Origin of the sequence: Vibrio sp. SSH13-20 (assembly GCF_040104475.1) — a bacterium.
Lineage (GTDB): Bacteria > Pseudomonadota > Gammaproteobacteria > Enterobacterales > Vibrionaceae > Vibrio > Vibrio harveyi.
On sequence record NZ_JBECOU010000003.1, the window covers coordinates 666,677 to 691,053 of the forward strand.

A 24,377-nucleotide genomic window follows, 5' to 3' on the forward strand; every position below is an offset into this window, starting at 1 on the left:
TTTTTATATCGAACAATCTGCCTGTTTATAGAAACGGTCGTAGTCAGGTAAGTGGTCTATTTTTACGTGCTTAACCTTCCATACTTGTTCCTTCATTAGAAACTGCAACGAAACCGTGACTGGCTGGTATACATCTCCAAATCCGTTTACGGAAAGACACCCAACGCCTCCATCCTCAGTGTATGCTTCAAAGTAAGACGGCTCCGTAACCAAACTTGATGGGATGGATGATAAAAATGGAAATTGATGACCAAATTTTATTGGGTGAGATTTAATACTATTTAGGTCTTCAATCGATAGGTTTGGTCCTGCCATAGCTTCTACCACCTCGATATACTGCATCTTGTATAAATTATTGCGTATATCAAGGTAAGTATCGTGGAGTGGACTTGCTATGCAGGGCCCTGAAACACTGAGTAAAACCGGAATAGGTAGAATTCTATTTAGCATAATCAACTAAACCCCAGCTTCACGGAGCGCTTGATCAATTTTACTCACTTAAATCTGTACTTACAAAACCCCCACTCGCACTGCTCTAAAAGCTCTCGGACATTTACCTGCCCAGTAACTAGCTTGGTGGTAACGCCTTTATTGTGTTTGTAAGAAATCTCTACAAACTTCAGCAACTGTACTTTTATTTCAGCTTGCCTTGACATTACTTCCTCCCGAAATTGTTGAACATACTTCCGATATTCAACTCAATCAAAAAACTACAATTCAAGCTGGAAATACTTCAAAGAAAAGTGAAACAATCAAATCTATCAAGCATAAAAAAACCGCTGACTGCTCAGCGGTTTTTGTTTTCGGTTCTCAATCTGCCTTATGGCATCTCGTCGAACTCTGCACCTTCTTTTTCTACTTGAGGTGGCATCAAGTGCTCTTTCTGGATACCCAGTTTTAGCGCAAGTGCTGATGCTACGTAGATAGAAGAGTAAGTACCTACAGTGATACCTAGTAGAAGCGCGGTCGCGAAACCATGAATCATCGCACCACCTTGCATGAACAGTGCAATTACCACGAACAACGTCGTACCAGACGTAATCAAAGTACGGCTCAATGTTTGAGTAATTGAAGCGTCCATGATGTCCGAAGGTTCACCCTTACGCATCTTACGGAAGTTTTCACGAATCCGGTCGAATACAACAATGGTATCATTGAGCGAGTAACCGACTACCGTTAGTAGCGCCGCTACGATGGTAAGGTCAACTTCGATTTGTAGGAATGAGAATACACCCAGCGTGATGATGATATCGTGTGCCAGTGCCATTACCGCACCAGCCGCTAGACGCCATTCAAATCGCATTGATACGTAGATCAGGATACAGATTAGCGATACAAGGATCGCCAGACCGCCCGCTTCTGTTAGCTCATCACCAACGTTTGGACCTACGAATTCAATACGACGCATTTCTACGCTTTCGCCAGTACCTTCTTTGATCGCACCAATGATTTGGTTGCCTAGCGTTTCACCTGAAACGTCGTCACGTGGACGAAGACGAACCATCACTTCACGAGCACTACCGAAGTTTTGAACTGTCGCATCGCCGAAGCCTTTTGAATCTAGTGCTGCGCGAATTTCTTCAAGGTTTGCAGGTTGTTCAAAACCTACCTCGATTAGCGTACCACCAGTAAAGTCTAGACCCCAGTTCAACCATTTGGTTGATAGCGTGAAGATAGAAGCAGCGATCATAAAGATGGAGAATACGAACGCGACTTTCGACCAACGCATAAAGCCGATCGTGTTTTCTGCTTTTAGAATTTGAAACATATTAATTCCCAGCCTTAGATCGACAATTTATCAACGCGTTTGCCACCGTAAATCAGGTTCACGATACAACGTGTACCCACAATAGCGGTGAACATTGAAGTTAAGATACCGATAGATAGTGTTACCGCGAAGCCCTTCACTGCGCCTGTACCCACTGCAAATAGAATGATTGCAGTGATAAGCGTTGTGATGTTCGCATCGGCAATGGTACTGAATGCGTTTGCGTAACCTTGGTGGATCGCTTGCTGAGGACTGCGTCCATCTCGAAGCTCTTCACGGATACGCTCGAATATCAGCACGTTCGCATCGACCGCCATACCGACGGTTAAGACGATACCGGCAATACCTGGCAACGTCATGGTAGCGCCTGGAATCATCGACATTACACCAATGATAAGAACCAAGTTTGCCATCAACGCAATGTTAGCAATCAGACCGAAGCCACGGTAGTAAAGCAGCGTAAACAGCATTACCGCAACCATACCCCAGATACATGCTTGGATACCCATATCGATGTTTTGCTGACCCATTGATGGACCAATGGTACGTTCTTCAACGATAGAGATCGGTGCGATTAGTGCACCAGCACGAAGTAGAAGTGCTAGGTTGTGCGCTTCTGCTGCAGAGTCGATACCCGTGATACGGAAGTTACGACCAAGAGCCGATTGAATCGTTGCTTGGTTGATAACTTCTTCATGCTTATCAAGGATAACTTTGCCTTCAGGCGTACGACGACCACTGTCTTTGTATTCTGCAAACACGGTAGCCATTAGCTTACCGATGTTCTTCTTAGAGAACGCGGACATTTTGTTGCCACCTTCGCTGTCTAGCGAGATGTTAACTTGTGGGCGACCGTATTCATCAACACTTGAACTTGCATCCGTGATGCTTTGACCACCAAGAATAACGCGCTTCTTAAGCACAACTGGGCGACCATCACGGTCCATCTTGATTTCGCTACCTGCTGGCGCGCGACCATTTGCCGCCGCTGATAGGTCAGCTTTATCGTCAACTTCGCGGAACTCTAGTGTTGCTGTAGCACCTAGAATTTCCTTCGCACGAGCTGTGTCTTGAACACCTGGTAGCTCAACTACGATGCGGCTAGCACCTTGACGTTGAACCAATGGTTCAGCAACACCCAGTTCGTTAACACGGTTACGAAGAATCGTGATGTTTTGTTCAACTGCGTAGTTACGTATCTCTTGTAAACGTTGCTCGGTAAAGGTGGCAATCAACGCGTAACGACCATTAGAATCAGAGTCGACAAAGTTCATGTCTGGGTGATTCTTTTCTAGCGTTGCTTTCGCTTCCGCTAGCTGCTCCTCATTACGTAGCAGAACTTCCACACCTTCTGTACCAGAAGGACGGATTGCACGGTAACGGATCTTAGCTTCACGAAGTTCGCTACGGAAAGCTTCTTCTTGTTGACCAACCAACTTCTCCATCGCCGCGTCCATGTCAACTTCCATTAGGAAGTGAACACCACCGCGCAGGTCAAGACCTAGCTTAAGTGGCGACGCACCGATTGCTTCTAGCCAATCTGGCGTAGATGGAGCAAGGTTTAGTGCAACAATTTTATCTTTGCCAAGCGCTTCGCTGATGATATCGCGGGCACTGATTTGAGTGTCAGTGTCATTGAAACGAACAAGGATTGATCCATTCTCGAGAGCAATGGATTTATGAGAGAGATGCTCTTTATCAAGAGCTTTGGTGACAGCATCCAGCGTTGACATATCTACAGAGGCGCCACGCGCCCCTGTAACTTGAATAGCCGGATCTTCACCGTAGATATTTGGAAGTGCGTACAACGCAGCGGTGATGATGGCAAAAAATACCATCAAGTACTTCCATAATGGATAACGGTTTAGCACAGCGAGGATCCTTTAGCTGTTTTATAGAGACTTCAGCGTACCTTTTGGTAGCACTGCAGTTACGAAGTCTTTCTTGATTACAACTTCATTGTTTGCATTTAGCTCAATTGAAATGAAATCGTTGTCTTCAGCAATCTTAGTGATTTTACCCACTAGACCGCCGCTTGTTAGAACTTCATCACCTTTGCCCATAGAAGACATTAGGTTCTTGTGTTCTTTAACACGCTTAGATTGCGGACGGTAGATCATGAAGTAGAAGATCACCGCGAACATGCCTAGCATGATTAGCATTTCAAAACCGCCGCCTGCTGGTGCGCCTTCTGCTGCTGCGTGAGCTTGAGAAATAAACATTAAAACATCCTCATTATATTTTATTGATAATCCAACAAGTTGGGCTTTCGTAATTTAGATTCAAGTTTGAGATTAAGTAATAGAGATCACCTTCTCAAAAATAACGTACGTTAGCCTACTTTATTAGCAAAAGCCTCTGGCAACATGCCAAAGGCTTTAATTCTTTTAATCTGTCAATTACTGCTCTTTTGCAAGCGGTGGCACTTCACGACCACGACGCTCATAGAATTCAGTAACAAACTCATCGAAACGATCTTCATCAATCGCCTTACGAATGCTTTCCATCAGACGCTGGTAGTAGCGTAGGTTGTGGATAGTGTTCAGACGAGCACCTAGGATTTCGTTACAACGCTCTAGGTGGTGAAGGTACGATTTGCTGTAGTGCTGACAAGTGTAACAGTCGCAATGCGGATCTAGCGGAGTTGTATCCGTTTTATGTTTCGCATTACGGATCTTGATCACACCACCAGTCACAAATAGGTGACCGTTACGCGCGTTACGCGTTGGCATTACACAGTCAAACATGTCGATACCACGACGAACACCTTCAACCAAATCTTCCGGTTTACCTACACCCATTAGGTAACGAGGCTTATCTTCTGGAAGTTGTGGACATGTGTGTTCAAGAATACGGTGCATGTCTTCTTTCGGTTCGCCTACTGCAAGACCACCAACTGCGTAACCATCAAAGCCGATTTCTGTCAGACCTTTGATAGACACATCACGTAGATCTTCGTAAACACCGCCTTGAACGATACCAAATAGGTTGTTCGGGTTTTCTAGTTTGTTGAAGTGATCACGTGAGCGTTGTGCCCAGCGTAGTGACATTTCCATCGATTTTTTCGCTTCGTTGTGTGTCGCCGGGTATGGCGTACACTCGTCGAAGATCATTACGATGTCAGAACCTAGGTCTTTTTGGATTTCCATCGACTTTTCCGCGTCCATGAAAATCTTGTCACCGTTTACAGGGCTACGGAAGTGAACACCTTTCTCAGTGATCTTACGCATTTTGCCTAGACTGAATACTTGGAAACCGCCTGAATCGGTAAGAATAGGACCGTGCCAGTTCATGAAATCGTGCAGGTCACCGTGCATTTTCATCACTTCTTGACCAGGACGTAGCCATAGGTGGAAAGTGTTACCTAGCAGGATTTCTGCACCAGTACCTTTCACTTCTTCTGGTGTCATGCCTTTAACGGTACCGTAAGTACCTACTGGCATGAACGCAGGAGTTTGAACAGTGCCACGTTCGAAGGTCAATTGACCACGACGTGCATTGCCGTTTTTCTTCTTAAGATCGAATTTTAATTTCACGATGCCTCCGGGTGTCAGAGAAACAGTCTGACTATGTATCCAGGGTGGTAAACCCTATTTTAAGGAGCGGTCGCTTTTCCGTGCGAGAGACAAAGCAGAGATTCCACTTTATTTCCTAGCTTACTGCTAGCACTCGTAAATCGTTAGCTTTCTCCCCCTCCTAGCCTCCCCCTTTTTTGAGAGGAGGGCTAGAAAAGGGTCAAAACATTATGCAGTCTTCTTTTTAATAAACATTGAATCACCGTACGAGAAGAAACGGTATTTGTTTTCCACCGCGTGCTTGTAAGCATTCATGGTGTTCTCGTAACCTGCAAACGCACTTACCAACATGATCAGGGTTGATTCAGGTAGGTGGAAATTGGTGATCAAGCAATCCACCAACTGGTACTCGTAACCAGGGTAGATAAAGATTTCAGTATCGCCAAAGAATGGAACCAGTTCTGTGCCTTTCTTGAGCGCGTCTTGCGCTGCACTTTCTAGTGAGCGAACAGACGTTGTACCTACAGCGATGATGCGACCACCGCGCGCCTTAGTTGCGTTAATCGCATCCACTACGTCTTGTGGTACTTCAACGTATTCTGCGTGCATGTGGTGATCATTAATGTCATCCACTTTAACTGGCTGGAACGTACCCGCTCCCACATGCAAAGTAACGTATGCAAACTCAGCGCCTTTCGCTTTGATTTTCTCAAGCAGAACATCATCAAAGTGAAGACCCGCCGTCGGTGCTGCAACCGCACCTGGCTTTTGGTTATAAACCGTTTGGTAACGCTCTTTATCCGCGTCTTCATCTGGGCGGTCGATGTATGGAGGAAGTGGCATGTGACCAATTTCTTCCAGAATCTCGAGTACCGTCTTATCAGAGTTAAATTTCAGTTCAAACAGTGCATCATGACGAGCGACCATTTGCGCTGAGTATTCATCGTTTTCACCAACCAAGATCGTTGTGCCTGGTTTTGGCGATTTAGAGCAACGAACGTGTGCCAGGATGCTTTTCTCATCGAGCATACGCTCCACCAGCACTTCTAGCTTGCCGCCTGACTCTTTGCGACCAAACAAACGCGCAGGAATAACGCGAGTATTGTTGAAAACCACTAGGTCACCGGCTTGAACTTGCTCCAGCACATCGGTAAACGTGCCATCAATAAGTTCACCAGTATTGCCGTCCATTTGCAGCAGTCGGCTAGCGGTACGCTCTGGTTGAGGGTAGCGAGCGATGAGTTCATCTGGAAGGTCGAAATGGAAATCTGATACTTGCATGTTACTTGTCTTATCTATTGGTCAAATCACGTCAAAGACGACGATAAAATTGCGACGAGTTTTTCGCAGCAGACTAGTATATGTTTACATGCTGCAATAGCAAGCAAATCCCCTTAGATTGACTGTAAAAGCTTTCACTAAGAGTGTAATAAAACGTGAAAGGTGCAGGATACACACACATAAAAAAAGCAGCGAAGTTCGCTGCTTTTTAAAATGTTTATCAGTCGTTGACCGTTTAACTTTTGCGTCGGCGCGCCCACACCAGTGGAACCAATAAGCCGAATAGCCAAGCGCCTAGGCTACCACCGTCGTCCTCAGAACCTCTGAAATCACAATTGTTGGTCGCAATGCCATCGTGGCACTCCTCTTCCCCACCACCACCACTTCCACTATTCGCTTCTTTGATGAAATTCGGCTCAATGATGTAACTGCTCGGTGGGTCACCGGCGGTGATGTAAGACTGTACCCAATCGTAATATTGGCTCACTTTGGTGTAGAAGCTTGGGATCGTCAAAGAGCCACACGTAGGCAGAACAAGAGGCGCACCACTAACAATTCCAATCTGTTTGCCCGTCGCCACATCCACCAGCGGACCACCACTATCACCTTTACACGCGGAGTTGCCATACTGAGTGTGGCTATCCGGTTCTAACACTCGGTTTTTCGTTGGTAGTGTACAGATTTTGGTTTGGTTCTCTCTGGAATCAATGATCCCCGGAAAACTGCTGCCAATTTCTAAACGCTCATAACATTTATCGATAGGTAAAAATGTACTGATGGTAGTTTTGAGCGTATTGGAAGGTTCAGATGCATCCGGCTGAGTGGTTCCCCATCCAAATACTTGCACGTTTTCGACACGTTGATTGGTCAGGTCGTTATCGTTCCAATCCGCTGCCAGACGCACTTCGATATTCTCCATATCAGTTTTATTCGCTAAGTCAGCAAAGCGTGCATTTGCTACTGGGCGTGTGAGATACAATAACGCGATGTCTGAGTCTAAACCCGTTTGGATAGGTTTCACATTGCCATTGCTGTCAATCTCAGCCTTTGAAATCCGCGTGTAGTCGGGGTGAACCACAACGTGAGACACAGGATAGAAGTTATCCAGCCCAGCAGAGTTAAGTTCATAAACGTTGGCATTCACCGACAGTTCTCCCGGCGGAGTCACATAGTAGCTCGCTTCGTTGGTTCCCTGCCCCATCACCACACAGTGTGCCGCAGTCAACACCCATCGTTCAGTCAGCATAGTGCCGCCACACAACGGGAACTCTGCCATGTTACTTGCTCGTAAAGTCACGCGATCTACCGGGTCGGTTTGCTCATCTCCTAGCACAATTGCCTGAGCAGATTGCATGCTGAATGCCGCTACTGTCAGCGCAATGAGTTTGTTACACGTTGTTCGTTTCATTTAGGTTGTTATCTTCAATCTGGTAAGCCTGAGCGTATCTTCTTCCACAGGCTTATCTTGGAAAATCAAGCAAGTAAAAATGTGCGATTCAATTCATTGGATTAACTGCGGTCTACACACCTTATCAGTCAAAAGTGCAAACTGACTCGCATTGAGTTTCCACCCTGCAATTACCAATTAAAAACAAACTTATCAATAGAGATAAGGGCGACTATATTGAGAGTGAGCGATACGCTCTTTGATGATAAATTGAGGTAAGTATGAAGATCTTTCTAGCCACTTTAAGTGCTTCAATATTGTTGTTTTCTGCCAGCAGTTTTGGCGATGAGAGAACAGATTTGTTTCGAGCTCAGCAACAAGCTTGTGCCTTAAAACAAGTCCCTCGCCACTGCGCTGTGAACGTACCTGGTAAAGACTACATTGGTCGCTGTGTCGATGCGAAAGCGTATGGTCTTATCTGTGTGCATTTCAAGCAACGTTAAGAGTAACCAAAGCTAAGGTTTCAACGCCTTAGCTTTGGTTATTTATGATAGCGCTTACATCCTAACATCGCCCTAAATGAGTAGCTGGATTTATGGAAAACACCAGTCCATTTTCACCTCTGATTGATCTCCATCTAATCGTATTATTTTATTAGTGAAAAACGAGTTAGCTCCCAGATATACAGCAAAATATTCTCTATATTTAAGAGAAGGACAATGCCGCTGGAGGTCTCTATGATCAAGGTTGAAGACATGATGACTCGCAACCCTCATACCTTGCTGCGTGAGCACACATTGCGTGACGCAAAAAGCATGATGGAAGCGCTTGATATTCGACATATTCCGGTTGTTGATGCCAATAAACACTTAAAAGGCTTGGTGACTCAACGCGATATTCTTGCTGCACAAGAATCCTGCTTGCACCCAGATGAGGCTGAACAATCTTTTACCCTCGATACTCCGCTTTACCAAATGATGCACACTAACATCATGACTGCTGAACCAAGAGCAGGTTTAAAGGAAAGCGCTATCTATATGCAAAAGCACAAAGTTGGTTGTTTACCTGTGGTCAATAAAGGTCACTTGGTGGGCATCATCACCGATACAGACTTTGTAACCATTGCGATTAACTTGCTAGAACTGCAAGAAGAAACAGAACCAGAAGAAATCGAAGCAGAGTAATAAGCAACGAAACGTTAGTTGCCCAGGTTACAGGCAAAAAAAGAGCGGCTCAATCGCCGCTCAAAGATGTCATTACTAACGTAGTAATTGTGGACTCTATGCTGATTAGAATTGGTCTTCTTCAGTAGAACCTGTCAGTGCTGTCACTGATGAGTTACCACCTTGAATTGTGTTGGTCATTCTATCGAAGTAACCCGTACCAACCTCTTGTTGGTGCGCTACGAACGTGTAGCCTTTTTCTGCCGCTTCAAACTCAGGACGCTGAACTTTCTCAACGTAATGACGCATGCCTTCGCCTTGTGCGTAAGCGTGTGCCAGTTCGAACATGTTGAACCACATGTTGTGGATACCTGCTAGCGTGATGAATTGGTACTTGTAGCCCATGTTAGCCAGCTCTTGTTGGAACTTAGCAATGGTTTCAGCGTCTAGGTTCTTCTCCCAGTTGAATGAAGGCGAACAGTTGTATGCCAACAATTGGTCTGGATACTCTGCATGAATCGCTTCTGCAAACTTGCGTGCTTCTTCTAAACAAGGCGTTGCTGTCTCACACCAGATTAGATCCGCATATGGCGCGTAAGCTAGACCACGAGAGATAGCTTGGTCGATACCTGCACGTACACGGTAGAAACCTTCTTGAGTACGCTCACCTTCGATGAAGTCTTTATCGTATGGGTCACAATCAGACGTTAGTAGGTCTGCTGCGTTTGCATCGGTACGTGCAATTACCAGTGTTGTCGTACCAGCAACGTCCGCTGCTAGGCGAGCTGCGACCAGTTTTTGCACTGCTTCTTGAGTTGGAACCAGTACTTTACCGCCCATGTGACCACACTTCTTCACGGATGCCAGTTGGTCTTCAAAGTGAACACCTGCCGCACCTGCGTCGATCATCGATTTCATTAGCTCGTAAGCGTTCAATACACCACCAAAACCTGCTTCCGCATCCGCTACGATTGGTAGGAAGTAATCAATACCGCCTTCGTCTTCTGGTGACTTGCCTGCTGACCACTGAATTTGGTCTGCACGACGGAATGAGTTATTGATGCGTTTTACTACCGACGGCACAGAATCTACTGGGTAGAGAGATTGGTCTGGGTACATCGTCGAAGCGGTGTTGTTGTCCGCCGCTACCTGCCAACCTGATAGGTAAATCGCTTCAATACCTGCTTTTGCTTGCTGTACGGCTTGACCACCCGTCAGTGCACCAAGACAGTTTACGTAGCCTTTCTTTGAACTACCGTTGACCAGTGACCAAAGTTTGTCAGCACCACGTTGTGCGATTGTGTTCGCAGGCACCATAGACCCGCGCAGTTCTACCACTTCTTCTGCTGTGTAAGTACGCTTTACATTTTTCCAGCGTGGGTTGGTTGCCCAATCTTTTTCCAGAGCTTCAATTTGTTGGCGGCGAGTTAAGTTAGTCATTGGTCTATCCCTCTTATAATGTGCACTTGTGCATGTGCGTTGAGTTTTCCGTTCTTAGGCAGTACATCCTTATCTGCCTCGAATCTTTCACGTAGTCGTTAAACAAACACGTATTAGTTAAATGAACATGTATTAGTTAAATAAATTGAGTGTTCTAAATCTTTGGGTTAATCCAAGTAGTCATAACCTGGAATGGTTAAAAAGTTGGTCAGCTCATCACTGGTGGTGAGCCTTGCCATCAAGTCTGCCGCTTCTTCAAATCGACCTGCTTGGTAACGCTGCTCGCCAATTTCTTGCTTCACGACTTCAATCTCTTCTTTCAGATAGAGTTCGAACAGATCTTTAGTGACCTTCAATCCGTTGTCGAGCGACTTGCCGTGTTGAATCCATTGCCAGATAGAAGCTCGTGAGATTTCTGCTGTTGCTGCGTCTTCCATCAGTCCGTAAATCGGCACACAACCGTTGCCAGAGATCCAAGCTTCGATGTATTGCAGCGCAACGCGGATGTTATGGCGCATGCCCTCTTCTGAACGTTCACCTTCGCACGGTTCAAGCAGCTCTGCGGCGGTGATTGGTGCGTCTTCTGAGCGGCTCACGTCCAATTGGTTGGTGCGCTGCCCCAGTGTGGCACTGAACACTTCCATTGCGGTGTCTGCCAACCCCGGATGAGCAACCCAAGTGCCGTCATGACCGTTGTTAGCTTCTAGCGATTTATCGTTGTGGATCTTATCCAGTACTTTTTGGTTTTCTTGTGGGTCTTTAGCCGGAATAAAGGCTGCCATGCCGCCCATCGCAAATGCGCCACGTTTATGACAAGTACGCACCAACAATCTTGAGTAAGCGTTGAGGAATGGCTTATCCATGGTCACCACTTGGCGATCCGGAAGTACGCGATCTGGGTGGTTTTTCAGTGTTTTGATGTAGCTAAAGATGTAATCCCAGCGACCGCAGTTCAACCCAACGATGTGCTCTTTCAATGAGAACAGAATCTCATCCATTTCGAATACGGCTGGTAAGGTTTCAATCAGTACAGTCGCTTTGATGGTGCCTGTATCCAAACCGAAATACTCTTCGGTGAAATGGAATACTTCGCTCCACCACTTCGCTTCATGATGCGATTGCAATTTCGGAATGTAGAAGTAAGGAGCGCTTCCCTTTTTCAGTAGCGCTTTATAGTTGTTGTAGAAGTACAGAGCAAAATCAAATAGCGCACCTGGAATGATCTGACCGTGCCACGTTACGTGTTTTTCTTTTAGATGCAGTCCGCGAACACGGCAGATCAACACCGCTGGGTCTTCTGCCAGCTGATAGTGTTTACCATTGCCAGGGTTGGTGTAGCTGATGGTGCCATTAACAGCATCGCGCAAGTTAATTTGACCATCCAGAACTTTACTCCACGCAGGGGACATCGAATCTTCGAAGTCTGCCATGAACACTTTTACATTCGCATTCAGTGCGTTAATCACCATCTTGCGATCGGTTGGTCCCGTGATTTCCACTCGGCGATCTTGCAGATCTTGCGGGATTCCAAGGATCTTCCAGCTTCCTTCACGAATGTCTTGTGTCTCTGGTAGAAAGTCTGGCAGTTCACCAGCGTCGATGCGTGCTTGCTTCTCTTCTCGTGCTTCCAGTAACTGTTCAACACGTCCGGCAAATTTTTCACACAGTAGAGATAAAAAGGTTTGGGCTTCAACAGGGAAAATTGCTTGATGTTCAGGAGCAACGACTCCATTCACCTCAAGCATGCCTTGGGTTTGCTTTAGTTGTTGTGTTTTTTGTTCTGTCTGAGCAAGCATAATCATTCATCCTTAACGTGCTTTATCCATCTTGGGCAGTCAGCCTAAAGCTACATTTGTAAGTTATGAACAACAAATTACATCCTTAGATTTGGTGTCCACTTCGTTTCGTTGTGTCTATACCTTGCGCAACCTGAATTGCTTTTTCAATCTAGACATAAGTCTTACAAGCCTTTAATTAAGCTAACCCAACAAAGGTTTAAGCGAAACCCCTCACGTAAACAAAACGTTAAATTCAAAGTTTTATTCGGTATCAAACAAGTGTTTGATTTTTGAGTTCAATTTGTAAGTTATTACGTAATTTAATTACACAAATTTTATAGGCTATTTTTGAATTCAAACAAGTGTATGAATAGTGAGGCAGGAGAAAAATCCTTGTATTCACAAGGGCTAGGAAGAGGAAATTAAACACGACTTAAACGCGTTACACAGGCAGTTGTGTAAAATTAACATTGTGAAATTTCACTATTTTATGAAAGCTTCATGAAAGTTCATCTGTAAAATTTTACAAGTCAAAGTTCACGCACAGAATAAAATGCTAAAAAGCGCACCATTTCTAGTGCGCTTTTTGATATTAGATCGGGAGTAGCAGGCTAATACTAATAGCTAAAGCAGTTCAGAGACGACTTCTGCCAATTGATTGAAAGTGTTTGATCGTGACGAGCTTGGACGCCAAACCAAACCAATATCGCGATATGCTTGCTGACCAGGAGGGTCGATTACCACCAAGTTCTGGTTGTGAAGCAAACCATGATCAATCGCCATTTGCGGAATAAACGTGGTGCCCAGACCATTCGCCACCATTTGCACCAAAGTATGAAGACTGGTTGCGGTAAATGGGTTTATCTTCTCTTTATCAGTCAACTTACACGCCGACACTGCGTGCTCTGTAAGACAGTGCTCTTTCTCTAATAAGAAGACGGATTCATCTGGCAAGTCCGCATAACGGATCGGCACCGGTACGGAATCCGCTTGATTGGCACTGATCACCATGCGGAACGGGTCTTGTCCCACTACTCGGCTTTCCATTCCTTCTATCTCTACAGGCAGAGCCAGAATCAACACGTCCAACTCACCGTGGCGAAGTGCTTGCAGCAAGTTAGTCGTCGTGTCTTCTCTTAATAGAAGGTTTAATTGAGGGAAGCGGTAGTTCACCTCCTGAACAAGGTCGCACAATAAGAACGGAGCAATGGTCGGAATACAGCCTACTTTAAGCTGCCCTTCCATATCATCGCCTTGGCATAGACGCCCCAGTTCAACAAGATCTTGCCCTTTAGCGAGCAGTTCTCGACCATGTTGCACCACCATCTCACCAGCTTGGGTGAAAACTAATGGGCTTTTTTTATCTTTCTTTTCATAAAGCGGGCAACCAATCAACTCTTCAAGGTTTTGGATGCCTTTACTTAAGGTAGATTGACTGACAAAACAACGCTCAGCAGCATCACTAAAATGTCGAGTTTCATGCAGAGTGACCAAATAGTGTAACTGCTTCAAGCTAGGCCATTTATTCATAATTCTATTTGTATCTATTGCTGTTCCAGTGATCGAGATAATAGTTTCGTTATTATCGCTTTTTTCGATGAACTCAATCTATTTATTTCGCTTTTTTCAATACTACAATCTGTACTATAGTTTGTCTCGCACAAACAAGGACCAAACCTAAATAACTGAATGTAGGTTTGGATCAAACCAAATTTTTTAGGAGCAAAAAAATGGTACTAGTAGGTCGTCAAGCCCCTGACTTTACTGCAGCAGCTGTTCTAGGTAACGGCGAAATCGTTGAAAACTTCAACTTTGCAGAATTCACTAAAGGTAAGAAAGCAGTAGTATTCTTCTACCCACTAGATTTCACTTTCGTTTGCCCATCTGAGCTAATCGCATTCGACAACCGTCTAGCTGATTTCCAAGCTAAAGGTGTTGAAGTAATCGGTGTTTCTATCGATTCTCAGTTCTCTCACAACGCATGGCGTAACACTGCTATCGAAGATGGCGGTATCGGTCAAGTTAAATACCCTCTAGTTGCTGACGTTAAACACGAAATCTGTAAAGCGTACGATGTAGAGCACCCAGAAGCAGGCGTTGCTTTCCGTGGTTCTTTCCTAATCGACGAAGAAGGTCTTGTACGTCACCAAGTAGTTAACGATCTACCACTAGGTCGTAACATCGACGAAATGCTACGCATGGTTGATGCACTAAACTTCCACCAGAAGCACGGCGAAGTATGTCCTGCACAATGGGAAGAAGGTAAAGCAGGTATGGACGCATCTCCAAAAGGTGTTGCAGCGTTCCTATCTGAGCACGCAGACGACCTAAGCAAGTAATAGACTACATAGCCCAAGCTCAACGGGCGTGTTGGTTGGATGTATATATAAAGCAAAAAGCTATAGCGGAAAAACCGCAAACGCCAATCAGTCTAAGTAAAGTCATAAAAAAGCCCAGAGTTCACTCTGGGCTTTCTTTTTATCTGCATTTTTGAAAAGCAAAAGAGGCAAGCATCACGCAAAAAGTTTACCTCTATTTCCCTCCGTCTCAGTACAGATTCTCCCCTTTTGTCCTGCTAGTATTTGCTGTAATTACAATAATTCAGGACAACCTAGTGAACACTCAACTTGAAGTCTGTATTGATAACATTGAATCTCTCCACAACGCGATTGCCGGTGGTGCAACCCGCATCGAACTCTGCTCTTCACTTGCTTTGGGTGGCTTAACCCCAAGCTATGGCTTTATGCAGCAAGCCGCTAAACGCTCTACTATTCCGGTTTACGCGATGATTCGCCCTCGCCAAGGCGACTTCTTCTACAGTGAGGAAGAAATCGAAATGATGCGTTGGGATATTGAAGCCGCTAAACAAGCAGGCTTGAATGGTGTCGTACTCGGCGTGCTCACTCAAGACGGCAACATTCATATGCCGTACGCAACTGCGCTGTGTGAGTTTGCTCAAGCGCTTGGCTTAGGCGTGACCTTCCATCGTGCCTTTGACCAGTGTCGCGACGCTGAAAAAGCGTTAGAAGAAGTGATCAGCTTAGGTTGTGAACGTATTTTAACCTCCGGTCTTGCGCCTTCGGCACCGCAAGGTATCGATGTGCTTAAAACCTTAGTTGAACAAGCACAAGGACGCATTGCGATCATGGCGGGCGCCGGTGTGAATGCGGACAATGTTGGTCAGATCGTTGAACAAGCCAAAGTCACTGAAGTGCATTTATCTGGCAAGACAACTCGCCCAAGTCACATGACCTTTATTGCCGAGCAAAGCAAAATGGGCGCTGCCGATATAGATGATTTTTCGATTCCAGTCACCAACACCGATGCTATCGCGAACATGGTAACAGCTCTCAATTAAGAGCTTTCAAATCCCGTCTTTGGTTATTGAGTGCTAACATATTGATAACTAAGGACGGGAGGAAACATGGCGAAACTGAAGAAAAAGGAATACGAAGAAGCACTAGAACAACTGCAAATTGAGTTGGTTAAGCTCCAAGAGTGGGTCAAACACAAAGGGCTTAAAGTCGTGGTACTTTTTGAAGGACGTGACGCCGCTGGCAAAGGTGGCACCATCAAACGTATCACTGAAAAACTCAACCCTCGTGTCTGCCGTATCGCAGCCCTTCCCGCCCCAACAGAGAAAGAAAAAACACAATGGTACTTCCAGCGTTATGTGGCACACCTGCCTGCTGCTGGAGAAATCGTACTGTTTGACCGCAGTTGGTACAACCGTGCCGGCGTAGAGAAAGTCATGGGCTTTTGTACCCCAGATCAATATGAAGAGTTTCTCCGTTCTTGCCCGGAGTTTGAACGCATGCTTCAGCGCTCTGGCATCATCTTAATTAAGTACTGGTTTTCGGTCTCCGATGAAGAGCAAGAAAAGCGCTTTCTAGAACGCATCAACACCCCGATTAAACGCTGGAAGTTCAGCCCAATGGATTTGGAATCACGCAATCGCTGGGCAGAATATTCAGAGGCAAAAGATAAGATGTTTGCCTACACAGATACGAAAAACTGTCCTTGGTGGGTAGTCCCTTCTGATGATAAAAAGAAAGCTCGATTGAACTGTATCAGCCATCTGCTTAGTCAAGTCGAATACGAAGAACTTGAGCATCCAGTTATCGAATTGCCAGAGTTGAATAAAGAAGGTTATGTCCGTGCGCCTATCGACGATCAAACCTTCGTTCCTGATAAATATTAGAGATGTATCATGGCGAAAGACCTGTTTCACACCCTTGACCTGAATCTGCTCAAGACCTTTATGGTTTTGATGCAAGAGCGAAACATGCGTAAAGCATCACAGCGCTTGTTTGTCTCTCAGCCAGCGATCAGTCAGGCATTACAAAAGCTACGTAATCACTTCGATGATGAGCTGTTTGTGAAGGTCAAAACTGGTCTTGAACCGACACCGTTCGCCGAATCTCTTGCCAATGATATTACCCCCCATCTCGATGGTTTAGCTGCCGCAGTTAATCGCTCTCATCAGTTTGATCCTGCCGAAGTGGACAACAAAATTCGAATTGCACTGGCACCAATCACAATGACTTGCTTGCCCGGTTTCCTCTTCGAACAAATGAGAGCGTTAGCACCTAATGCTCAACTTGAATTAGTTGGTTGGTCGAACAGCACGGTTGATGAGATCTTGAAAGGTGAAACACTGATGGGAGTAAATTACGAGTTACTTCTGACCAATAAAGAGATCTACACGCCGAAGCTACTGGATTTGAAAGGGCGTATTTTTGTCCGTGAAGATCACCCAATCACCAAGACTCATGTTGAGCCACATGATCTTGGCGGATACCCAATTGCTTCTTTGATTTCCCCAGGTTGGAACGACAAGTTCAGTTACGCATCTGAGCTTCTTACCAAAATGGGCATTGAACACAGCATTGGCTTTCGCTCAGAAATGGTCTCTGCAATACTTGATGTCGTCAAACACACCGACATGTATTTACCTCACTCCAATTTACTTCCGGTAGAGCAATTTCCGGGATTAAGAGCCGTTGATGTCACGATTGATGGTCAACCACAAATGAAGTCTATTCACGCTCATATGCATGTGAGAAACCGGAATAACCCACTAGTAAAATGGTTAACAGAGCTTATTCAACAAGGTCTAAAATCACAGAGTGATAAGATTTAATTATCACTGAGATAACGATAGCCATTTGGTCATAAACCATACTTCTCAATAAGATAGCCCTGCTTTTAAGGGAAATGACAAAAAGCGATTGCTTACAGTAAGGATGCTGTCCCTCGTTTACTTATTGAGAGTTCAGACATGACTAAAAAAATTGTAAAGCTTACCGCTGCTTGCACCCTTCTTGCTTCTTTCAGCTCAATTGCAGCTGTTATCCCGGATCGTCCACACCCAGGCATTCCAACCAACCCAATTCAAGGTGTGCCAGAGCAACCTGTTCTACCAGAAGTTGATAACGGTGTTCCTGGAGTGCCAGATCGTCCACATCCAGATCAATCACCAACACCACCAATCGAAGCAGCACCAGAGCACCCAACGCTTCCTGAACCAGACAACGGTATTCCTGAAATCCCTGAGCGTCCAACACCGCAACTGCCATCAAATCCTATTGAAAATAACCCGACGGATGACCGTCTGAACCACTTAGAAGGCTTAGCCGCAGAATACGACTACCGCTTAAACCAACAAGCAGAACAAATGGATGGTATTCGCGCAAGTCTACACGCAGTCACCAACGCTCGCCCTTATGCAACCAATGGTGAACTGGCAATCGGTGCCGGTGTGGGTTTTTCTGGTAGTAAAGAAGCAGTAGCGATTGGTGGTGCGTACGGTCTAAGTGATCAAGTAAGCCTGTCGGGCACATTCCACTATGAATCATCAGGCAAATATTCTTCATCTGACGTTGCTGGCGGCGTTGGTGTTCAAATTAGCTTTAAGTAAAAACTGCACTCAATAAGTTCATAGCCAAGGAAGGCTTTTATTTAGGTAACTCTATGAAACGCAAATTCTTTCTCGCTGCCCTTATTCTCGCTCCTATTAGTGTCCAAGCTTCAGGTATTTATGTCTCTCCAGAAGTTAAGATTGGCTCATTTCGAGGGGCAGGTATCCAATTGGGGGCGACCGATATTGCGGGCTTTGATGCGCTGTATTTTGATTACTCTCAGATTACTTATAAGAGCGGTAATTATGATGAAACCATTGACGCCTACCGTATTGGCTTTCAACACTTATTTGGTCATCAACCACAGATGGGATTTCAAGCGAGCTTAGGATTAGCGCAGTACGATGGAACGTATCGCAATGAACGAAGAAATGCGAACGGATTGAGTATTGGTGGCGCTTACGTATATCAAGTTAACCCAATATTATCAGTTCGAGCAGGTGCGGATTTAGACGTTTTCATGAACGATAAAACACACACCTACACAGACACTGCCATTAACTTTTCTCTAGGCTTTGGTTTGCGCCTTTAAGACTTACTTCAGTACGTCATCGATGCTTTGATCACCTAGATGGCGTACATCTTTTCCTTTCACGAAGTAGATAATGTATTCACAGATATTTTGGCAACGGTCACCCACGCGTTCAATGGCACGCGCCGACCACATCACTTGCAGAATATGTGGAATGTTTTTCGGGTCTTCCATCATGTAAGTCATCAACTGACGAATCACCGCTTCGTATTCCGCATCCAACTTATCATCAAGCTTGTGTACTTCTGCTGCAGCTTCTACGTCCATACGCGCAAACGCATCGAGCACTTGGTGAAGCATTTGGATTGCTTGACGACATAAAGGCTCTAACGATACTTGGAATTGGCGCTCTTTCGATGATGGGCTTTCAATCGCCACATAGGCAATACGTGTTGCAACATCACCAATGCGCTCAAGATCTGTGATGGTCTTAATGATAGCCATGATTAAGCGTAAATCTTTTGCCGTAGGCTGACGCTTAGCGATGATGCGAGTACAAGCGTCATCAATCGACACTTCCATCGCATTAACTTTGTGATCATCACGCACAACTTTACGCGCCAGTTCGATGTCTTCCTTATGCAAGGCTTGGATAGCATACGACAACTGCTGTTCTACCAAGCCTCCCATGGTAAGTACATGGGTACGAATCGATTCTAGCTCTACGTTAAATTGTCCTGAGATGTGACGTCCAAAGTGCATGGCTTTCCTTTTAATCCTTGAAAGGTCGCGGCTTAACCGTAACGACCGGTAATGTAATCTTCGGTTTGTTTCTTCATTGGAGAGGTGAAGATCGAATCCGCATCCGAGTATTCAATCAACTTACCCATATGAATGAACGCAGTGTGGTCACTGACGCGCGCCGCTTGCTGCATGTTATGGGTAACGATAACCACAGTATATTGAGTCTTGAGCTCGTTGATAAGCTCTTCAATAGTTAAAGTTGAGATTGGATCCAACGCCGATGTCGGTTCATCCAATAATAGTACTTCTGGCTCAATCGCAACGGCGCGTGCAATCACCAAACGCTGCTGCTGGCCACCAGAAAGTCCAAATGCATTTTCATGTAGACGATCTTTTACTTCATCCCACAATGCCGCAGAACGTAGTGAACGCTCGACCGCATCGTCTAGCATGCGACTGTTCTTCACCCCTTGTAGACGAAGACCGTAAACCACGTTTTCGTAAATTGACTTAGGGAATGGGTTTGGGCGCTGGAATACCATGCCTACTCGGCGGCGCAGCGTGGCAACATCCACACTTGGGTTGTACACATTCTTACCGTGCAAGCGTACTTTCCCCGTCACCTTACAACCTTCGACTAAATCGTTCATGCGGTTGATACAGCGCAGCAATGTAGATTTACCACAACCGGACGGTCCGATGAATGCGGTTACGCGTCCTTTTGGGATGCGCATGGAAATGTCGTGCAGCGCCTGAGCCTGACCATAGAAAAGATTAAGGTTCTCGATCGAGATAGCCGTTTGTTCATCCGTCAGGTTGTGCACATCCAATGGCGGCTCATAACCTAATGTATTATCAAAGTTAAACATGCTTAATCTTGTCCTAAAGTTCGGTATTTCTCTCGCAGATTATTACGAATACTGATTGCTGTTAAGTTTAGTCCGACAATAACCGTCACGAGTAAGAAGGAAGTCGCGTAAACCAACGGACGCGCAGCTTCGATATTAGAGGTCTGGAATCCGACATCGTAAATGTGGAAGCCTAGGTGCATAAACTTTCTGTCTAAATGCACGTAAGGGAATTGCCCATCCACCGGTAAGCTAGAAGCTAACTTCACGACCCCCACCAGCATCAATGGCGCCACTTCCCCCGCAGCGCGAGCAATCGCAAGAATCAAACCTGTGATTATCGCAGGGGTTGCCATAGGCAAAACCACACGCCAAAGCGTTTCGAACTGCGTTGCGCCCAAGGCTAACGAACCATGACGAACGGAGCTCGGAATACGGGTTAAACCTTCTTCTGTGGTAACAATCACCACCGGTAGCGTTAAGACTGCTAGCGTCAATGCAGACCACAACAAGCCCGGCGTACCAAAGGTTGGAGCAGGTAATCGCTCGGCGTAAAACAGGTTATCGATTGAGGCACCAATGGTATAAACAAAAAAGCCCAAACCAAATACGCCGTAAACGATAGAAGGAACACCTGCAAGGTTAATCACCGCAATACGGATCACCCGAGTTAGGGCATTATTCTTGGCATATTCATGCAAATAAATCGCCGCAATCACACCCAATGGCATTACGATGATCGACATGATGATAACCAAGAAAACCGTCCCGAAAATCGCTGGGAAAACACCACCCTCTGAGTTCGATTCACGAGGGTCTTCGGATAAGAACTTCCAAACCTGTTTTCCCCAATGGGCAACCTTTTCAGGCAGTGACATTTGGTTTGGATACCAGTAGTCCAAAATGTCTTCTAATGGAATCGAAACTTGAGTCCCAGTCATGTCTTCGACAATCAGCGCATAATCAGAGAAGCCCAAGCGCAGCCCGTCAAGTTGCATGTCTAGCTTGGCTAACTCTGCTTCAATTTCTGCTTTACGCTGACTGTTGTTTGCTAAAAACTCTTCAGTGATGGTGTCGTTAAGCTCGTGCTTACGTTTATCTAAGCGAAGCTGCTCTAACTGCCATCCCAAGTCTTTTACTTGGTCATCCACCAGCATGTCGATTTCATGATGCAAGGTTTCGGCATCATCGAGCTTTTGATCCAAAAGCGTTTGAATGTTGTTTTCGTAACGCGTGTTACCATCTTGGAAGGCAACAAACTTACCGAAGAAGTAGCCACCGCTGCTGCGTTCAATCACTGCCCATTCGCCCGGCGTAGTTGGATCATCCAACTGCATTCTCAACACAGAAATAAAGTCCGCTGGGTACAATTCACGGTTGGCAATTTTGATGTTTAGGCGCGTCGCAAACTCTTCGTCATCCGCGAGTTTATTCGCCGCTTCTTCTGGTAGGTAACTTCTTGGCACAAAGCTGCGCTCGTAAACCTGACCAACCAGAATCGAATTTTCATGCAGCACTTCGCCCTGCACCGGTGTCAGTGCAGCAACATTCCATTGATAAAGTGGCGCCGGCCAGAAGTAAGTTAATCCCTTCCAGCCAATCAATAGCAATAAGCCGAGGACAGAAAGCAGACTGATGCTTACCGCTCCCCCGGTTAACCAAATCCAAGGTGCGCCAGAACGAATCCAATTTAACACGCTATTACTCGCTCTTTCGTTAACTGATTACAACGCACGATATTTATCTCTTAGTCTTTGACGAACCCATTCCGCCAAGGCGTTCACCGCAAAGGTGAAGACAAACAAAATTAATGCCGATAGGAACAACAATCGGTAGTGCGAACTGCCTACTTCCGACTCTGGCAATTCAACTGCAATGGTTGCCGACAAGCTACGCAAGCCTTCTAGTACGTTCCAATCCATTAATGGCGTATTACCCGTCGCCATTAATACAATCATGGTTTCGCCCACAGCACGACCAAGCCCCATCATGATTGCCGAGAAAATCCCCGGGCTAGCTGTCAGCAGAACCACATAAATCAGGGTTTGCCATGGCGTTGCGCCAAGTGCTAATGAACCGTCCGATAAGTGTTTCGGCACAGAGAAAATCGCATCTTCGGCAATGGTGAAAATCGTTGGAATAACCGCAAAGCCCATAGCCAAACCAACCACCAGTGCGTTACGTTGGTCAAAGCCAATGCCATGGTCAGTCAGGAACAAACGCATGTCCCCGCCAAAGAAGGCTTGTTCAAGCATTGGTGATACCCACACACCCAAACCGATCAACAGCAGAAGCAAAGGCATTAACACCAAAGCATGCCACCCGTTAGGAAGGCGGTTACGTATCGGTTGTGGGATCAGCGCCCATAGACCGCCCATCACCATGGTGCTCAGAGGCAGAACAAACAACATCACCACAACGGTAATCAAATGGTCTTCCACAATCGGGGCGAACCAAAGTCCGGCAAGGAAACCGATGATAACGGTAGGCAAAGCTTCCATTAACTCGATTGATGGCTTCACCACGCGACGCATACGTGGTGACATAAAGTAAGCGGTATAAATTGCGCCCAGTACAGCCAGTGGTACCGAGAACAGCATTGCGAACATCGCCGCCTTGATGGTACCAAACGCAATTGGCACTAAGCTGAATTTCGCCTCGAAGTCATCACTGGCTGAGGTGGATTGCCACACAAATTCAGGCTCTGGGTAACCTTCATACCAAACCTTTTGCCATAAGGAAGACAGAGAGACTTCTGGGTACGGGTTATCAACAAACGCAACATTTAATTCGTCGTTTTGCCATGTGATCAGGTAGCGCTCGTTATTCGACATCCCTGCCATCACTGGCGCTTGTTTGTAGGCACGCTTAAACAGTACCAATTTCTCACTGGTGGTGTAGTGGCTTTGCAACGTACCGTTGGTGTAAAAACTATAGAAACCTTTACGGTGTGAATCGGGAAGTAAATACTTCAGCTCAGACGCCAACTTAAAGTCACGAATGTGAGTCAAAGTTCGCTGGTCGCCCTGCAACGTATCAAACCATTGCGATACACGCCCATCGTTATGCGTAACAAGCAGGGAATACGCCCCAGCCAACAAATCCATCGTTCTCACTGAGTGCTTTTTATCACCCTGAGTCAAATCGATCACTTCACGCACTGAAAACTTGTTGTCACCTTTCACCAAGACAATCAGCTCTGATCCATTTCTCAAGTAAAGGTTATTGCCATCTGGCGTCAGCAACATTTGGTCTGGCGCATCAAAACCTGAAGAGAAGGTGTAATCATGGGTAACAGGTGATGCATCTAACAGTTGAGGAACCTGCCAACGCGCTTTTATTACGCCGCTTTGTGTTTGCCAAACAAGGGTTGGAGCTTGCGTGGAAGTACTAAAAACAAACTTCTTAACTGGATCGGATGCATCTGTCAGTTGCATGTCCATTGAAGTGCGAAACGGCACGACTTCTGGTGGGCGAGTGTTTTCGCGCAGCGTTGCGTTAAATTCTGGCTTGAAGATGTGCGCTTTGCCTTGGTCATCAACCAAACCATACCACCCTAACCCTGGCGCAGACTGAGAAAATGCCACTGGGTTGTTGGCTATCTGCTGAGTGTACAGCGCAGGCTTGCTGGAATCATCGAGAGGAAGAAAACGCACTTCACCGGATTGGGTTAACACCAGACCGATTTGAGAGTAATCATCAACGGAAATTGCGAGTGGCTTCCCGCTTTGGGTAGCACGAGTGGCATAATTGGTTTCGATCTCTGCATCAGAAAACAGAGGAATGATCACCATCGCAAGGTAAACGAAGATCAACACAAGAGCAGCAAGAACGCCTACACCACCGGATGTCACTGCAAATCGAACCAAACGATCTTTGATCAATCGTTTTTTATCTTTTTCCTGCAATGAAAACTCGGCTTGTGCCATTGATCTCTCTACCCTTTTTGACTTAGTACTAGAATATGTCGTTAAGATGACAATTATATTACAGATCACATTAAACAACTGAAAAGAATACAACTCTTATGCAGACCGTGTTATGAAATAAATCTGTAACG

22 protein-coding genes are annotated in these 24,377 nt (G+C 45.7%); 8 read left to right on the plus strand and 14 right to left on the minus strand.

Annotated features, from left to right (window positions below; genetic code table 11):
- Positions 1-3: 3 nt before the first annotated feature.
- The 7 genes from ABMY42_RS11865 to ABMY42_RS11895 form a co-directional block, all read right to left on the minus strand.
- On the minus strand, positions 4-342 hold the full coding sequence (locus ABMY42_RS11865) for a hypothetical protein (RefSeq protein WP_230844711.1): 339 nt from the start codon (positions 340-342) through the stop codon (positions 4-6).
- Between the two features lie 478 nt (positions 343-820).
- Positions 821-1,768, minus strand: a complete 948-nt coding sequence (secF, locus tag ABMY42_RS11870) for a protein translocase subunit SecF (RefSeq protein WP_005447727.1) — start codon at positions 1,766-1,768, stop codon at positions 821-823.
- Positions 1,769-1,782: 14 nt separating this feature from the next.
- Positions 1,783-3,639, minus strand: coding sequence for a protein translocase subunit SecD (gene secD, locus ABMY42_RS11875; protein ID WP_005447728.1), 1,857 nt, complete (start codon positions 3,637-3,639; stop codon positions 1,783-1,785).
- A gap of 21 nt (positions 3,640-3,660) precedes the next feature.
- Entirely contained in the window at positions 3,661-3,990 is a 330-nt protein-coding gene (gene yajC / locus ABMY42_RS11880; protein WP_005424903.1) for a preprotein translocase subunit YajC, read from the minus strand.
- A gap of 177 nt (positions 3,991-4,167) precedes the next feature.
- Positions 4,168-5,304 carry a tRNA guanosine(34) transglycosylase Tgt gene (gene tgt / locus ABMY42_RS11885; protein ID WP_009697666.1) on the minus strand — a complete coding sequence of 379 codons (1,137 nt, stop codon included), beginning with the start codon at positions 5,302-5,304 and terminating at the stop codon, positions 4,168-4,170.
- A gap of 207 nt (positions 5,305-5,511) precedes the next feature.
- A complete protein-coding gene (gene queA, locus ABMY42_RS11890; protein WP_078607812.1) occupies positions 5,512-6,564 on the minus strand; it encodes a tRNA preQ1(34) S-adenosylmethionine ribosyltransferase-isomerase QueA in 1,053 nt (350 codons plus the stop codon).
- 235 nt (positions 6,565-6,799) lie between these two features.
- A complete protein-coding gene (locus ABMY42_RS11895) occupies positions 6,800-7,972 on the minus strand; it encodes a trypsin-like serine protease (protein WP_349266328.1) in 1,173 nt (390 codons plus the stop codon).
- A gap of 260 nt (positions 7,973-8,232) precedes the next feature.
- Here ABMY42_RS11895 and ABMY42_RS11900 point away from each other — a divergent pair, with 260 nt between their 5' ends.
- Both ABMY42_RS11900 and ABMY42_RS11905 read left to right on the plus strand, forming a co-directional pair.
- Positions 8,233-8,454, plus strand: coding sequence for a hypothetical protein (locus tag ABMY42_RS11900; RefSeq protein WP_349266329.1), 222 nt, complete (start codon positions 8,233-8,235; stop codon positions 8,452-8,454).
- A 234-nt stretch (positions 8,455-8,688) separates the two neighbouring features.
- The gene (locus ABMY42_RS11905; protein WP_009705566.1) at positions 8,689-9,135 is read left to right on the plus strand and encodes a CBS domain-containing protein; all 447 of its coding nucleotides are present in this window, start codon (positions 8,689-8,691) and stop codon (positions 9,133-9,135) included.
- Positions 9,136-9,240: 105 nt separating this feature from the next.
- Here the strand turns inward: ABMY42_RS11905 and aceA are convergent, their stop codons facing one another.
- From aceA to ABMY42_RS11920, 3 genes are all read right to left on the minus strand, one after another.
- On the minus strand, positions 9,241-10,554 hold the full coding sequence (aceA, locus tag ABMY42_RS11910) for an isocitrate lyase (protein WP_005440333.1): 1,314 nt from the start codon (positions 10,552-10,554) through the stop codon (positions 9,241-9,243).
- A gap of 167 nt (positions 10,555-10,721) precedes the next feature.
- Complete coding sequence (aceB, locus tag ABMY42_RS11915; protein WP_349266330.1) at positions 10,722-12,350, minus strand: malate synthase A; 1,629 nt, start codon at positions 12,348-12,350, stop codon at positions 10,722-10,724.
- Positions 12,351-12,956: 606 nt separating this feature from the next.
- A complete protein-coding gene (locus ABMY42_RS11920) occupies positions 12,957-13,862 on the minus strand; it encodes a hydrogen peroxide-inducible genes activator (protein WP_005440336.1) in 906 nt (301 codons plus the stop codon).
- 200 nt (positions 13,863-14,062) lie between these two features.
- Between ABMY42_RS11920 and ABMY42_RS11925 the strand changes: the two genes are divergently transcribed.
- From ABMY42_RS11925 to ABMY42_RS11950, 6 genes are all read left to right on the plus strand, one after another.
- A complete protein-coding gene (locus ABMY42_RS11925; protein ID WP_005445301.1) occupies positions 14,063-14,671 on the plus strand; it encodes a peroxiredoxin C in 609 nt (202 codons plus the stop codon).
- A gap of 275 nt (positions 14,672-14,946) precedes the next feature.
- Complete coding sequence (locus ABMY42_RS11930; protein ID WP_047514992.1) at positions 14,947-15,690, plus strand: copper homeostasis protein CutC; 744 nt, start codon at positions 14,947-14,949, stop codon at positions 15,688-15,690.
- Positions 15,691-15,756: 66 nt separating this feature from the next.
- Positions 15,757-16,533, plus strand: coding sequence for a polyphosphate kinase 2 (gene ppk2 / locus ABMY42_RS11935; RefSeq protein ID WP_005445296.1), 777 nt, complete (start codon positions 15,757-15,759; stop codon positions 16,531-16,533).
- 9 nt (positions 16,534-16,542) lie between these two features.
- The gene (locus ABMY42_RS11940) at positions 16,543-17,475 is read left to right on the plus strand and encodes a LysR family transcriptional regulator (RefSeq protein ID WP_050907736.1); all 933 of its coding nucleotides are present in this window, start codon (positions 16,543-16,545) and stop codon (positions 17,473-17,475) included.
- A gap of 138 nt (positions 17,476-17,613) precedes the next feature.
- Entirely contained in the window at positions 17,614-18,252 is a 639-nt protein-coding gene (locus tag ABMY42_RS11945) for a YadA C-terminal domain-containing protein (protein WP_050907737.1), read from the plus strand.
- A 53-nt stretch (positions 18,253-18,305) separates the two neighbouring features.
- Positions 18,306-18,785: a hypothetical protein gene (locus ABMY42_RS11950; protein WP_050907738.1), complete on the plus strand. Its 480-nt coding sequence runs from the start codon at positions 18,306-18,308 to the stop codon at positions 18,783-18,785.
- 3 nt (positions 18,786-18,788) lie between these two features.
- Here the strand turns inward: ABMY42_RS11950 and phoU are convergent, their stop codons facing one another.
- From phoU to ABMY42_RS11970, 4 genes are read right to left on the minus strand one after another with little or no spacing between them, the layout of a single operon-like run.
- Entirely contained in the window at positions 18,789-19,487 is a 699-nt protein-coding gene (gene phoU / locus ABMY42_RS11955) for a phosphate signaling complex protein PhoU (protein ID WP_005440349.1), read from the minus strand.
- Positions 19,488-19,519: 32 nt separating this feature from the next.
- Positions 19,520-20,338: a phosphate ABC transporter ATP-binding protein PstB gene (pstB, locus tag ABMY42_RS11960; RefSeq protein ID WP_005424834.1), complete on the minus strand. Its 819-nt coding sequence runs from the start codon at positions 20,336-20,338 to the stop codon at positions 19,520-19,522.
- 2 nt (positions 20,339-20,340) lie between these two features.
- Complete coding sequence (gene pstA, locus ABMY42_RS11965) at positions 20,341-22,014, minus strand: phosphate ABC transporter permease PstA (RefSeq protein ID WP_049535716.1); 1,674 nt, start codon at positions 22,012-22,014, stop codon at positions 20,341-20,343.
- A gap of 27 nt (positions 22,015-22,041) precedes the next feature.
- The gene (locus ABMY42_RS11970) at positions 22,042-24,246 is read right to left on the minus strand and encodes an ABC transporter permease subunit (protein ID WP_349266331.1); all 2,205 of its coding nucleotides are present in this window, start codon (positions 24,244-24,246) and stop codon (positions 22,042-22,044) included.
- Positions 24,247-24,377 lie beyond the last annotated feature (131 nt).

Bases quoted from the DNA above. Each gene is read 5' to 3' on its own strand.
- ppk2 (WP_005445296.1), top strand. From the start codon at position 15,757: ATGGCGAAACTGAAGAAAAAGGAATACGAAGAAGCACTAGAACAACTG.
- yajC (WP_005424903.1), bottom strand. From the start codon at position 3,990: ATGTTTATTTCTCAAGCTCACGCAGCAGCAGAAGGCGCACCAGCAGGC.
- pstB (WP_005424834.1), bottom strand. From the start codon at position 20,338: ATGTTTAACTTTGATAATACATTAGGTTATGAGCCGCCATTGGATGTG.
- ABMY42_RS11865 (WP_230844711.1), bottom strand. From the start codon at position 342: ATGCAGTATATCGAGGTGGTAGAAGCTATGGCAGGACCAAACCTATCG.
- ABMY42_RS11920 (WP_005440336.1), bottom strand. From the start codon at position 13,862: ATGAATAAATGGCCTAGCTTGAAGCAGTTACACTATTTGGTCACTCTG.
- ABMY42_RS11900 (WP_349266329.1), top strand. From the start codon at position 8,233: ATGAAGATCTTTCTAGCCACTTTAAGTGCTTCAATATTGTTGTTTTCT.
- queA (WP_078607812.1), bottom strand. From the start codon at position 6,564: ATGCAAGTATCAGATTTCCATTTCGACCTTCCAGATGAACTCATCGCT.
- phoU (WP_005440349.1), bottom strand. From the start codon at position 19,487: ATGCACTTTGGACGTCACATCTCAGGACAATTTAACGTAGAGCTAGAA.
- ABMY42_RS11940 (WP_050907736.1), top strand. From the start codon at position 16,543: ATGGCGAAAGACCTGTTTCACACCCTTGACCTGAATCTGCTCAAGACC.
- secF (WP_005447727.1), bottom strand. From the start codon at position 1,768: ATGTTTCAAATTCTAAAAGCAGAAAACACGATCGGCTTTATGCGTTGG.
- ABMY42_RS11970 (WP_349266331.1), bottom strand. From the start codon at position 24,246: ATGGCACAAGCCGAGTTTTCATTGCAGGAAAAAGATAAAAAACGATTG.
- ABMY42_RS11945 (WP_050907737.1), top strand. From the start codon at position 17,614: ATGACTAAAAAAATTGTAAAGCTTACCGCTGCTTGCACCCTTCTTGCT.
- ABMY42_RS11905 (WP_009705566.1), top strand. From the start codon at position 8,689: ATGATCAAGGTTGAAGACATGATGACTCGCAACCCTCATACCTTGCTG.
- aceB (WP_349266330.1), bottom strand. From the start codon at position 12,350: ATGCTTGCTCAGACAGAACAAAAAACACAACAACTAAAGCAAACCCAA.
- ABMY42_RS11895 (WP_349266328.1), bottom strand. From the start codon at position 7,972: ATGAAACGAACAACGTGTAACAAACTCATTGCGCTGACAGTAGCGGCA.
- ABMY42_RS11925 (WP_005445301.1), top strand. From the start codon at position 14,063: ATGGTACTAGTAGGTCGTCAAGCCCCTGACTTTACTGCAGCAGCTGTT.
- aceA (WP_005440333.1), bottom strand. From the start codon at position 10,554: ATGACTAACTTAACTCGCCGCCAACAAATTGAAGCTCTGGAAAAAGAT.
- ABMY42_RS11950 (WP_050907738.1), top strand. From the start codon at position 18,306: ATGAAACGCAAATTCTTTCTCGCTGCCCTTATTCTCGCTCCTATTAGT.